This is a genomic window from Dysgonomonas sp. GY617 (genome assembly GCF_015233815.1).
Taxonomy (GTDB): domain Bacteria; phylum Bacteroidota; class Bacteroidia; order Bacteroidales; family Dysgonomonadaceae; genus Dysgonomonas_A.
On sequence record NZ_JADCLR010000002.1, the window covers coordinates 118,464 to 130,930 of the forward strand.

At 37.1% G+C, this 12,467-nt stretch carries 11 protein-coding genes; 5 read left to right on the top strand and 6 right to left on the bottom strand.

Annotated elements, in window-relative coordinates:
* Nucleotides 1-3 precede the first annotated feature (3 nt).
* From IR022_RS04150 to IR022_RS04175, 6 genes are all read right to left on the bottom strand, one after another.
* Complete coding sequence (locus IR022_RS04150; RefSeq protein ID WP_194202726.1) at nt 4-414, bottom strand: rhodanese-like domain-containing protein; 411 nt, start codon at nt 412-414, stop codon at nt 4-6.
* Between the two features lie 146 nt (nt 415-560).
* A complete protein-coding gene (locus IR022_RS04155) occupies nt 561-1,043 on the bottom strand; it encodes an HYC_CC_PP family protein (protein WP_194202727.1) in 483 nt (160 codons plus the stop codon).
* Between the two features lie 179 nt (nt 1,044-1,222).
* Nucleotides 1,223-3,283, bottom strand: a complete 2,061-nt coding sequence (locus IR022_RS04160) for an alpha-L-fucosidase (protein ID WP_194202728.1) — start codon at nt 3,281-3,283, stop codon at nt 1,223-1,225.
* Between the two features lie 142 nt (nt 3,284-3,425).
* Entirely contained in the window at nt 3,426-3,926 is a 501-nt protein-coding gene (locus IR022_RS04165; RefSeq protein WP_194202729.1) for a GNAT family N-acetyltransferase, read from the bottom strand.
* A 141-nt stretch (nt 3,927-4,067) separates the two neighbouring features.
* The gene (locus IR022_RS04170) at nt 4,068-6,113 is read right to left on the bottom strand and encodes a RagB/SusD family nutrient uptake outer membrane protein (protein WP_194202730.1); all 2,046 of its coding nucleotides are present in this window, start codon (nt 6,111-6,113) and stop codon (nt 4,068-4,070) included.
* 13 nt (nt 6,114-6,126) lie between these two features.
* The gene (locus IR022_RS04175) at nt 6,127-9,270 is read right to left on the bottom strand and encodes a SusC/RagA family TonB-linked outer membrane protein (protein ID WP_410492793.1); all 3,144 of its coding nucleotides are present in this window, start codon (nt 9,268-9,270) and stop codon (nt 6,127-6,129) included.
* 737 nt (nt 9,271-10,007) lie between these two features.
* Here IR022_RS04175 and IR022_RS04180 point away from each other — a divergent pair.
* The 5 genes from IR022_RS04180 to IR022_RS04200 are packed head-to-tail and all read left to right on the top strand — an operon-like array spanning nt 10,008 to nt 12,241.
* Nucleotides 10,008-10,436, top strand: coding sequence for an SRPBCC domain-containing protein (locus tag IR022_RS04180; RefSeq protein ID WP_050708668.1), 429 nt, complete (start codon nt 10,008-10,010; stop codon nt 10,434-10,436).
* 26 nt (nt 10,437-10,462) lie between these two features.
* Complete coding sequence (locus tag IR022_RS04185; protein WP_194202732.1) at nt 10,463-10,897, top strand: VOC family protein; 435 nt, start codon at nt 10,463-10,465, stop codon at nt 10,895-10,897.
* A 14-nt stretch (nt 10,898-10,911) separates the two neighbouring features.
* Nucleotides 10,912-11,301 carry a VOC family protein gene (locus IR022_RS04190; RefSeq protein WP_194202733.1) on the top strand — a complete coding sequence of 130 codons (390 nt, stop codon included), beginning with the start codon at nt 10,912-10,914 and terminating at the stop codon, nt 11,299-11,301.
* Between the two features lie 32 nt (nt 11,302-11,333).
* Nucleotides 11,334-11,771 carry an SRPBCC domain-containing protein gene (locus IR022_RS04195; protein ID WP_050708671.1) on the top strand — a complete coding sequence of 146 codons (438 nt, stop codon included), beginning with the start codon at nt 11,334-11,336 and terminating at the stop codon, nt 11,769-11,771.
* Complete coding sequence (locus IR022_RS04200; protein ID WP_194202734.1) at nt 11,768-12,241, top strand: VOC family protein; 474 nt, start codon at nt 11,768-11,770, stop codon at nt 12,239-12,241. Before IR022_RS04195 ends, IR022_RS04200 begins: the two co-directional genes overlap by 4 nt.
* Nucleotides 12,242-12,467 lie beyond the last annotated feature (226 nt).

Below are 12,467 nucleotides of genomic sequence, written 5' to 3' on the forward strand. Positions count from 1 at the left end.
GTTTTATTTTTTAGATTTAAGTTTTGTGTCTAAAGTTTGCCAGCCTCCGGCATTATATACATTAGTAAACCCTTTAAGGGTAAGTAATGTTTTTGCTTGCTCAGCTCTTTTTCCACTTTTACAGACAATTACAATGTTTTTGTATTCTTTTAAAGGCAAAAGAGAGTCTTCAAGAGTTTGCAAAGGCATATTTACAGATGTTTCTATATGACCTTCTTCGAACTCTTCGGGAGTACGCACATCAATAATAATTGTAGACGGCTCATCTACCAACTGTTTGATAACTTCGTACTGTGGTTGTTCTGTTCTTGAGATTACAGAATCATTCGTAATAGTTTGCTCGTGGCACGATTGTGCCATGGTATAGCTTGTTGATAAAGCGATACCCATTATTAATACATATAAAGGTTTCATTGTTCATTAATTTTATAAACATATACTAAATTTGATTATAGATATATCGAAAACACAAATAGTACGAAACTTGAATGGCAAAATTTCCACACATGTTTAGACATAAAAGTGCCTTGCCTATAATTAATTATTATAGACTTATAAAATTAAATACGGTAGATGCAGATGTAAGTAAGTAGGTCTACATGTTGATTGATGAGACCTCCGGGCGGAAAAGTTTGTCGAACTTCAACTGTATTATCAGGTTCAATCGAGTTTATTATATAGTTTAATGTAAACCATACATTGTCAAAAGATGGCAATATATGATTGGTGTTAAGCTGTCTTTCTTGACGCTGATAATCGTCTGTTGAGATTTTTATTTTTTGAATGTCACAACAATCTTCGTGCGATTTTGATAATCCTGATTTTTTATGATGAGATGTTGCTTCAGAATTTTCCGCACAACAAGATTGTGGTTCATTATGCTGTGGCATATTTGACATATCATCACAACACGATTTTTCTATATCATTATCTAAGATACCTACCGAATGTAAATTCCCTTCACAAAAATGCATTGCTAGTACCGGATGGGCACCAACAACAAGCATTAATAAAAGTAGAAATATAGATACGATCCGTTTCATTCAATAATTAGAATAATATGTGATGCCACAAAAATAGACATATTTTCCATTTTCGAACAATCATTTTGATTTTTTTAAAGATTACCCGTTTATATTCGAGGTTATTTAAAAACAAAGAAGCTATTCGATAATTCGAGTAGCTTCTTGTTCTTATTATCTAGGTAGATGCTTATTCTTGATTAATCAGTAGTCAAAACTGAGAATTCACCTATACTAGCGCGTTTAACATCGTCAACAACTCGCATGATTTTTAAGCGAACTGTTTGACCTCTGATCGGGTCGAATTGAATTCGTTGTTCTATCGGATTGTGCTTAATGTTCGAGAATTCGCCCGAAGCGACCATTTTATCGTCTACATAAAATTGATAACTATCGATATGTCCTTGAGAATCGCGTCCTTGATTAGGTACATACACAAAGCCGTTGATTGTTTGAGGTTCTGTAAGAACTACTACCAACTCATCTACTGCTTCGGGTAGATAGTAAGCCGAAAAGCCATTTCCATCAAACATCGCAGAAGTCTTCTGATCGTTTATATTCGAAACTCTATAAGATGAAGATGGGATATCAAATCGTCGAGCACTAACAGGGCTCTGTTTATTTAGTCGGCGGTCGTAAGTGATAGCGTTTATGGTTCCTTTTCGAGGAAACGAAAATGGAGCGCTATATACCATTGCTGTTTGCGGTGTGGGTTCGCTACCGTCAGTAGTATAAAGTATTTCGGCGCCATCGCTAGTCGAATTTATGCGAACTTCGTCTTTTCCGTTACGTGTTATTCTCGGTTCTTCCATCAACATGGGTGTAAGATATGCTTCTACATTGTTGATACATAGAGGACCTCGGGCTCTTGTGAAATTGATTCGGATTCGAGTTGCTTCTGTTGTAGCAAAACGTAAGATGCGCTTATAGCCAACGGTAGTCATGGAGTCAGAAGTTGCTATAGGAGACCATTGCCCTTTATTCTGAATTTCAACATTAAACGAAGCTACTCTTTGTCCGAGAGGAATATATTCCTGAATCAAAAGTCTGTTTACAAGTGAAGGTCTCTTTAATGCAATAGTCAAAGAGCCCGTGGTTACTTCATCCGAAGTTGCCCAATAGGTATTCCAATTTCCATCATTTACCATACTTGGCGAAAAGGCTTTGTCTCGAGTATTGGTTGCTGTAACTGTAGCTCCTTTAAGAACATTGTCTTTCAATTCGTCTTGCATTGCTCTATGCCAATCCATTATACGAAGAGAGTCGATAGGGTGAATTCTTCCACTCAAAGCTACTGGAAAATTGAGCAGTAGGTTTGCATTACGTCCTACACTTTCGTAGTATAAGTTTACGAGATTACCAACAGAGCGTACTTGATGATCTTCGCGATCGTGATAGAACCATCCCGGACGGATTGATACATCGCATTCGGCAGGTAGCCATGTGTGACCATCCTCCATTCCCCATTGGTTTTGAGTATAGTGAGTCTCTTTATCGGGCGATATCATAGACCAGTTTGTTTGTCCTGCCCACCCTTCTTCGTTACCTACCCAACGGATATCGGGGAAAGAACCTCCAAAGATCATAGCCGAAGGATGTTTTGCCTTAATCATATCGCGGGCAACTTTATAGCCGTAATAGGTGTTAGCGTCAATAGAGCGGGTTTCATCTGCACCACCATACCAGCCATTACCACCATTAGCTCCGTCGAACCAGTATTCGAATAAAGGCCCATAATTAGAGATTAGTTCATTTATCTGTTCGTGGTATATCTTTACATATTCGTCTTTGCCATAATGGGCACTGTTTCTATCCCAAGGCGAAAGATAAATTCCGAATTTCAAACCTTGGCGTTTGCAGGCATCAGATAAATCTTTTACCATGTCTCCTTTTCCATCACGCCATGGTGAGTTTTTCACACTATATTCTGTGGTTTTGGTAGGCCATAAGCAAAAACCATCGTGGTGTTTAGCAGTAAGAATTACGCCTTTCAAACCAGCAGCTTTTATGATAGAAACCCATTGATCGCAATTCAGATCAGTAGGGTTAAAAGTTGAAGCGGGTGTATTTCCGTAGCCCCATTCCAGATCATTAAACGTATTTAATCCGAAGTGAACAAAGGCATAGTTTTCCATCTTTTGCCATTGCACTTGCTCGGGAGTGGGTATGGGTAAAATAGGTGAGGGTGGAGGTACATCAGCATACAATGAGAATATACCGGTATAAATTCCTAACCCGATTAGTAAATGTTTTAAATACATGGTTATATTGATTTATTGTTAATGCCAATCAGAAGTTTAGAAGTACTTCGTCAAAGGCTTTTCTTTATAAAGGATGAACAGATTTGGTGATAAAAGTAATCTATATATGACTATAAAATGTTACATTTTTGTCTTTTGTAAATTATGGTTTTCTTATAGCATAGATGAATTCATCAAGATACTCTCCATTTTTGAATAATACCTTTTCGAATTTGGCTTCAAGTTTAAATCCTGCTTTTTCGAGGACACGTTGTGATTTTTCATTGTTGGAAAATGGACGGGCAAATATTCTGGTAATATCAAACGTTTTGAATCCATAATCAACAATTTGTTTTATGGCTTCGGGCATAATTCCCTTACCCCAATGCTCTTCAGATAGCCAATATCCTATTTCTGCATTTTTACAATGAATATCAGTTTGAGGAAATACACCAATAGAGCCTGCTGCTTCGCCACCTACTTCTATTGTAAAAACGTTAGTAGGATTGTTATCTCTTATCAACAATAAATAGTTTTTTGCATCTTCGATATTATAAGGGTGTGGAAACTGATTGGTGAGGTATTTCGCTATATTGTAATTGTTTGCATGTTTTGTTATACTATCTACATCCGAATCTTGCCATTTTCTTAACTTCCATTCCATACTATATCGTTTTATTGAATTCTAAATTTCAAATATAGTGGTTTATGCTATCTTCGGAAAATTAGAGCAGCCGTAAAACGAAATAAAAACTATAAAGGGAGTAATTTACACTCCCTTTATGTTTTTAATATTGATTAGATTTTATTCCAGTGCCGATTCGTTTGCTTTAGTTGGCCAATATGGATTCTGATACAAAGGCGAAGTTGAAGCATCATCCATATTACTTGCTGTAATCCGAATTTCATAAGCAGGTATAGGTGTCAGATAATTTGCTCTACTCCATGTATAACCATTAAATACTAAGTTGTTTGTAGATATTATCTGGTATGGACGTAAATACTTACTAACCTTTCTCGAGGATACATTTGGAGTTCCACTTGCAGCATTGTCGGGTTCTATTAAACGATCTATGAATTTGCCCGTAGGTTTTCCGTTTGGATCAAGTATTTCTTCTTTATAATGAGCATTTTCGAACGCTTGATCCCATAGATTGAAACCTTCAATCACATAATTATTAACCTGATCTAATGCTCTCCAACGTTTCAGATCATCCCAGCGCATAGCTTCACCCATAAACTCGTTTCTTCTTTCGCGGCGAATATTGTATAGGGTTGCATCCACTAGCTGTCCTGCTGAATATTTAGCCCAATCGTTTTCTTTATCGAGATTAGTTGCGGCAATTGTCTTGCTGTAATCTTCGTCTACATTTGCTCGGCGGCGGATTTCTTTCCAATACAAAGCAGCCGTTCCGTCAATTGACTTTTTCTTCATGTAAGATGCTTCGATATAGTTAAGATAAGCTTCTACGCCTCTGAAAACAATACTTCCAAATGAACTGTTCATACCATTTACTGGTGATTGAGTGGGATCATAGTTATAACATTTACGCATTCTATATCCTGTAACATCCCTTTGGTCAATTAAATTAATAATCTCGGGCATATTATAAAAGACAGAGTTGGGGCGTGTTGGGTCTCCCGTCATCAATAGTCGGTCTTTTTCTCCGAATACAAATAGTTGTAAACGTCCGTCACGATTGTTTTTTGTTTCTTCAATCGTTTTATCACCACTATATCCTGATCCACTAGCATAAATAGGCAATCCGTTTTTCATAAGATAACTGTCTATAAATCCTTTAGTAACACCATTATTGCCTCCACCTCTGATGTATACGCCTACCGAGTGAGTAAGGTTTAACCCTTTGTCGAAAGCTCTCCAGAATAATACCTCTGAGTATTTACTCATATCTGTATCGCTAAACATATCAAAATAAGGATTCCATCCTGCGGGATTATCTCCTTGCGGATTATAGACTCCCGTATTTGCAGTTAATTGAACATTGTCTGCAACAGCTTTAGAGGCATCCATTGCTGCGGTTAAGAAATAATCAATCTCAGAATCGATATTGATAGTGAATCCCTTGTTATAATCCATTTGCGCACCCGGCCAGTTAGGACCTCCTGGTACATGAGCTGTGCCATTGTGATAAGTAAGCCAGCTAGCTTCGTATAATGCTACTCTCGATTTGAGTAACAATGCTGCATTCTTGGTTATTCTTCTTTTATCTTTAAAGTTATCGCTTAAGAGTGATATTGCAGAGTCCAGATCTTGAATAATAAATCGTGCAACTTCGTTTCGAGGCTTTCTTTTACTTGCTTCTATAAGTTGATCTTTATTATCTTTCAAGGTGTTTTTTACGATAGGAAAATCACCATATATCTTTAATTTCAGAAAATATTCCCAAGCACGTATCATATACATTTCGCCTATGTAATGATCTATTTTGCTAGGAGTCCCTGCTATTTCGCCATTTTTCCATTTAGGTAAAACCTGCTCAAAAAAGAAGTTGGCATTTCTTATTTTCGTGAACGAATAATCACTGCTCGATTCGGGTACTCTCCATTGTCCCTTTGCCCATCTGCTGGTCGAAGGTGTGGTAGTAGCCATATTATCAGTATTTTCATCGGCCGTGATTATGTTGCCCAGCCCCCAAGTTTGTCCATGAGAAGGAAAGTCATATGACCCGATAGTATATGCCTCTAAATCTGCTTCATTTTTAAAATAAACTCCCGGGGTTACCTGATCTAATGGTTCTCTATCAAGAAAATCATTACAAGAGCTACCCATTATTACCAATGCTGATAATAGGCAAGAGATAACTGTGTACTTTTTTATATTGTAATCCATTGTTTTGTCTTTTTTAGAAATTTACATTAACTCCAAATGAGATCGTTCTTTGCAGAGGATAAGTTTTACCTGCTCCCCAGTCTCCACCCAATAGTTCAGGATCGAAAACTCCTGAGATATCAGATTTAGTCCACAAGTTCTCGCCTGACATATATATACGAACGAATTGTAAACCAATTTTCTGAGACATCATCGTTGGGATGGCATATCCTATCTGTAAGTTTTTTAGACGTAAATACGATGCATCTTGCAAGTAGCGTGATTGCGTTTGCTGATTTTTATCGCCCGAAGAGAATAGGGTGCGAGGATAATAAGCATCGAGGTTAGCTCCAAGTGGATCGCCTTCGGGACGGAAAAAATCCCAATGTTCTTTGAATGCAACAGACTGCCACATACCACCGGTAGCTCCCCAGAAATAGGCTCCACCTAACATATAATCTCTTTTGGCTACACCTTGGAAGAAGATACTTATATCTATCCCTTTCCATGCAGCTTCTAATGTCAAACCATATTTGAAGCGAGGAGTACTGTTTCCGATGATTGTTCTATCTCCCGGATCTGTTAAGGTGCTCGATCCTGCATCTATTTTTCCATCTCCATTGATGTCTTTATACATAATATCTCCGGCAGCCCAGTTAGATCCTATTGCATTTTGTCCACCATTTGGCAACGTTGCTAGGTGAGCATTCATCTCAGCATCGGATTTCGCAATTCCTATGGTTTGATATCCCCAGATAGTACCGTCCATTTTATTGGTATACCAAGTATCGATATTGCCTGTTTCATTCGGATATCGGGTTATCTTTTGCTGATTGTCAGCTAATACAAATCGGGCACCATACGAGAAATCACCAATTTTATCTCTCCATCCAACTTCTAGTTCAAAACCATAAGATTCCATATCAGAGTTGTTTACCTTAGGCACGCTTGTTCCCAGTATGCCTGGTAATTGAGGAGCAGGTCCAATCATATTCTTTGTTGTTCTTTTAAAATAATCGAACGATCCTGTTAGTCTGTTGTTTAAAGCAGCCCAGTCTAAACCGATATTCCAAGATTCAACCGTTTCCCATGTCATATCTCCGCTTACAATACCGGGAGCACTCGAAGTATTTGGTCTAACTCCATTATCAACAATCCAGCCACCGCTTTGAGTTCCGATAGGCATCGATTGGAAGAACGGATACCAAGCATCTGTATTCATATTACCCAATTGACCCCAAGAACCTCTCAGTTTCAAAGTGCTTATATGGTCTGATAGACTCCCGAAGAAATCTTCTTGTGCAATATTCCATCCCACAGAGAAAGAAGGGAAAACTGTCCATCTCTTATCGCTTAAGAAACGTGAGGATCCGTCATAGCGAAGATTTACTTCCGCCATATAACGTTCTTTGTAATTGTAATTGAGACGTCCAAAGAAACCGGCTACAGCCCATTCAGCATATCCGCCACCTGTTTTTTGATTTTGGGTAGCAGTATTTAGTGTAGGCACTTCAGGGCTTATTAACCCGTCCTTTTGCCCCCATACATTTCTCGTTTTCATTACCTCTGCATTGAAACCTCCCATTACTTTGAAGTTATGCCCACTCTCTAAATCTTTGGTATAATCGGTATATATATTCGTTGTTAAGAAGTTTTCTTTGTAGGCATTTTCATATATTTGAGTTTGTCCTGCAGCACGTCCATCCCATGAAGCTAAGAAGGGGTCCCCTTTTACATCGTGCCCGTAAATTGGGAGTACATCCCAATGCTCAAATTTATTTAAGGTACGAATATTACCTTCTGTATAGATTCTCCAATTTTTGATTGGCTCGAAAATAAACTGTATTTGATTATAAAGTTCATCTTTTTGTTCTCTATTACGACCGCCATCTTTCATTTGAAGAACTTCCATCCCATCCATAATAAACCCGTTATTATCGTAGACCGGATTGGTTGGCCAACGTCTGGCAATGTTATGATAGAACAAAGGAGTCATATAAGATGGGCGGTCATAATCGTTACGTATCCATTTTACATTATAATTCAGATCAACATAATCAGATAACTTAGCTGTTATACGTGAATTGATAGAATAACGTTTGAGATTGTCTCCTCCATGACGAATCAATCCATTTTGATCAAGGAAGTTACCACTAACAAGGTAAGTCATTTTTTCGCCACCTCCACTAATGCTAACATTGTGTTCGTGAGCTGGTACCGAACTTTTATACTGCTCTTTAAACCAATCGGTATTGGCATTAGCACCATCGTAGTCTCTCCATCTCCCAGTGTTCGGATTGGCTGTTGTACCCTCTTTAAGCTCTCCTCTTTGGTAAGCAAGAATACGACTCATCATTTCATCAGAGAAAACGGGAGATTGTCCATCATTTGTAGCAGCTCTATTGAAATACTGAGCAAACTTATAAGAGTCCATTATACTAGGAACCTGAATAGCACTCGAAAGACGTAGGTTACCTAAATAACTGACACTTGTTCTTCCCGACTTTCCGGTTTTGGTAGTAATCAATATAACACCAAATGCAGCACGTGCACCATATATAGAAGACGATGCGGCATCTTTCAGTACTGAGATAGATGCTATGTCATTAGGATTTAAGCTATTCATATCCCCCTCTATACCATCAATAAGAATAAGTGGAGAAGCTTTCGATCCGCTACCAATTGTGCCCGAACCCCGAATATTCACATTCATAGAACTGTTTAATGCACCTCCATTTGAACTGTTTACCGAGAAGTTAAGTCCGGGAACTACTCCTTGTAAAGCTTGACTGACGTTTGTAATTGGGCGGTTCTCAATAATGTCAGGGTTTACTACACTTACCGATCCTGTTACGTTTACTTTCTTCTGGGTACCGTAACCCACCACTACAACTTCGTCTAACAGTTGTAAATCTTCTTTGAGAGTTACATGCAGTTCTTTTTGTGAACCTACGGTTATTTCTTGTGTTCTATAACCAATAAAAGAGAAGACTAGTACCGACTTAGAGTCTGGAACCGTGATACTGAATTTACCATCCAAGTCGGTAGCTGTTCCTATTGTTGTGTTTTTCACTACTACGCCAATGCCTATCATTGGCTCATTTTTTTCGTCTACCACTGTTCCTTTTAAAGCTATTTGTGCTTGAGCAGATATTCCGATAAGCATCAGGGATATCATACAAACGAGCCTTATCAGGAATCTTCGCCGACCTTTTTTGTTAGGTTGATTTCTCATAATTAATTTAGATTTAATAATTTGTAATTGAGGATTATGTCGTCATTACGGATGACCAATGATGTTCTAGGTTAAATAAAATAACCTTTGTCGTGCAAATTGGGGGATCAGCAAAACAAAGGTTATTACGGAAATAGATTGAAATTTATAAAAACTAAAAACGGGAACTCTGGTATGTACAAATAAAGTAGCCCATATATCCAATAGATATACAGGTATGATAAAATAGATATTACGGAGTTGTATTATCCGATTATTTTCTTTATTTAAAGAAGAATAGGATGTTTTTTTGTAATTGGTTGGTAAACAGCTCTCTCTCTCTCTCTCTCTCTCTCTCTCTCTCTCTCTCTCTCTCTCTCTCTAATATTTTAGCACAAACCAACAAATCTGAAACGTTAAATTTCAGACATTTTGCAATGTTTTCTTGGTTTGATATGTAGTACATAGTATTTAGAATGGTTTAAGGCAAATGTATTATAATATTTTAATATGGAATGATTTTTTATTGTATTTTCTTGACATTTATCTAGTGTTTTACAACATGTGCTAAAAAATGTATTTTAACATTTTGTTTTATATATGACTATTTTTTTCTCAATAAACAAAACTTTATGCTATTCTGTTTTAAGTAGATAAGGTTTAATAAACTTATTTGTAAGAATTACTAATAATAATGCATTATGGAAGATTCAGCAGTTATTGTAGAAGCAATATATCCGGCTCCCCTCTCAAAGGTTTGGCAGGCTATAACAGATAAAGAACAAATGAAAGAATGGTATTTTACGATTGAGGACTTTGTTCTGAAAGAAGGAGCAGTCTTTAATTTTAGTGTATCTGATGAGGAAAAACTATATCGTCATCGTTGTGTTATAAAAGAGATTATTCCTAATAAGAGATTTCAACATACATGGACACACCCAGGTCAAAGTAAGGGCGAGTCTATTGTGACATGGGAACTTGAGCTTTTGGGAGATAACACAAAGGTGACTTTGACTCATGAAGGTCTTGAGACATTTTCTGACGGAGGTCCGGATTTTAAAAGAGAAAATTATTTAGCAGGATGGACCGAAATATTAAAAACGGAATTGAGACAGTTTTTAGTAAAATAATTATTTACCATTTAAATTAAAACACAATGGCAATAGCAATTCAGCCTTATCTAACCTTTAATGGTTATTGTGAAGAGGCTTTCAATTTTTATAAATCAGTATTTGGAGGTGACTTTGCACATATTTCTCGTTTTGGAGAAATGCCTCCTCAGGAGGGAATAAGTTTTCCTGAGTCATTCGCAAAAAAGATAATGCATGTGGCATTACCTGTAAGTGGTCAGTTTATGCTTTTTGGTAGTGATGCCGGAGGCGATTGTTCTCCCGAAGCTGTTGTCGGAAATAATATTTCCTTGTCTCTTCAGATTGGCTCAAAAGAAGAGGGCGATAAAATATTTGATGCTCTCTCGGCAGGAGGTACCATCACTATGCCTATGGAAGTTACTTTCTGGAATGCGTACTTTGGTATGTTTACTGATAAATTTGGAATTAACTGGATGGTTAATGTTGACCTGAACTCCTAAAGGAAATTATTAAGATGAAAGAAACTATTAATCCAGTAGGCTGGTTTGAGATTTATGTTGAAAATATAGATCGTGCCAGACGTTTTTATGAAACGGTTCTCGATAGAGAAATGTTTGATCTCCCAATGTCGGAAGATTTGGAGGATATGAAAATGGTAGTTTTTCCGATGTTGGACGATGCTCCAAATTCTTCCGGGGCTTTAGTCGAGATGAGAGGTGTTGAACCCGGAGGAAATAGCACAATTGTCTATTTCTCATCCGATAATTGTGAAATAGAGCAAAGCCGAGTTGAAGCAGCAGGCGGTAAAATCTTAAAGCCTAAATTTTCTATTGGCGATTATGGATTCATTTCTTTGATTGAGGATACCGAAGGTAATTGTATTGGTCTCCACTCTTTGAAATAAGGTGTTGTACCTAACTTAAAATAACTAAAACTATGGCAGAAAATAAGATTGTTATTACCATTCAGACAACAGTGAAAGCACCAATAGATATTGTCTGGAAGTGTTGGATAACCCCTGCCGATATTATTAAGTGGAATAGTGCTTCCGACGATTGGCACACAACAAAGGCTGTGAATGATTTTCATGTAGGGCGCAAATTCAGTTATAGGATGGAAGCTAAGGATGGAAGTATGGGCTTTGATTTTGGTGGTATCTATGATAGTATCACTGATCATAAGCAAATTAGTTACACGTTGGAAGATGGGAGGACAGCTACTATTACTTTCTCAGTTATAGGCGATGAAGAAACTGAAGTTATCGAATCCTTTGATGCTGAAAATTTCAATCCTATTGAGATGCAACAAAATGGTTGGCAGGCTATTTTAAACAGTTTTAGAAAATATGCAGAACATCAATTCTCTGAACAATGACAGATAAAATTGTACCATGCCTTTGGTTTGATAATCAAGCTGAAGAGGCAGCCATTTTTTATACTTCGGTTTTTAGAAATTCAAAGATCGAAAGTATATCTTATTATGGCAAAGAGGGGTTTGATATTCATCACCAAAAAGAAGGAACTGTAATGGTGGTTGAATTTCAAATTAATGGACAGTTCTTCACCGCTTTAAATGGTGGTCCTATTTTTAAATTCAATGAATCTATTTCGCTTCAGGTGTTTTGTGACAATCAGGCAGAGATAGATTATTATTGGGATAAGCTCACAAGCGATGGAGGAGAAGAGGGTGAGTGCGGATGGCTGAAAGATAAATACGGACTTTCGTGGCAAATAGCGCCATCTATTCTACCCAAGCTCATGAAAGATCCTTTGAAGGCTGATAAACTAATGAAAGCATTTATGCAAATGAAAAAAATAGATATTGATAAATTGATGAAGGTTTAAGGATGAGCTCGCACTTCGAATATTCATTATTATATAGGTAAAAGAAGAAAGTGAGAGCAACTTATTATACTTAAAGCAGGTAAGGCGAAAAAAGTCTTTTAGAAATTTACTTGTTATTTATATAATTGGGGAAAGTTGGTGAACATTATTCATAAAAGTAATGTTATAGAAAGTGAAATAAAATGAGTGTTCGGACTAAGCTAATTCGAAAAGTGTAAATTATAAA

Coding starts and splice junctions, on each gene's coding strand:
- IR022_RS04150 (WP_194202726.1), bottom strand. CDS start 414: ATGAAACCTTTATATGTATTAATAATGGGTATCGCTTTATCAACAAGC.
- IR022_RS04155 (WP_194202727.1), bottom strand. CDS start 1,043: ATGAAACGGATCGTATCTATATTTCTACTTTTATTAATGCTTGTTGTT.
- IR022_RS04160 (WP_194202728.1), bottom strand. CDS start 3,283: ATGTATTTAAAACATTTACTAATCGGGTTAGGAATTTATACCGGTATA.
- IR022_RS04165 (WP_194202729.1), bottom strand. CDS start 3,926: ATGGAATGGAAGTTAAGAAAATGGCAAGATTCGGATGTAGATAGTATA.
- IR022_RS04170 (WP_194202730.1), bottom strand. CDS start 6,113: ATGGATTACAATATAAAAAAGTACACAGTTATCTCTTGCCTATTATCA.
- IR022_RS04175 (WP_410492793.1), bottom strand. CDS start 9,270: ATGATATCCCTGATGCTTATCGGAATATCTGCTCAAGCACAAATAGCT.
- IR022_RS04180 (WP_050708668.1), top strand. CDS start 10,008: ATGGAAGATTCAGCAGTTATTGTAGAAGCAATATATCCGGCTCCCCTC.
- IR022_RS04185 (WP_194202732.1), top strand. CDS start 10,463: ATGGCAATAGCAATTCAGCCTTATCTAACCTTTAATGGTTATTGTGAA.
- IR022_RS04190 (WP_194202733.1), top strand. CDS start 10,912: ATGAAAGAAACTATTAATCCAGTAGGCTGGTTTGAGATTTATGTTGAA.
- IR022_RS04195 (WP_050708671.1), top strand. CDS start 11,334: ATGGCAGAAAATAAGATTGTTATTACCATTCAGACAACAGTGAAAGCA.
- IR022_RS04200 (WP_194202734.1), top strand. CDS start 11,768: ATGACAGATAAAATTGTACCATGCCTTTGGTTTGATAATCAAGCTGAA.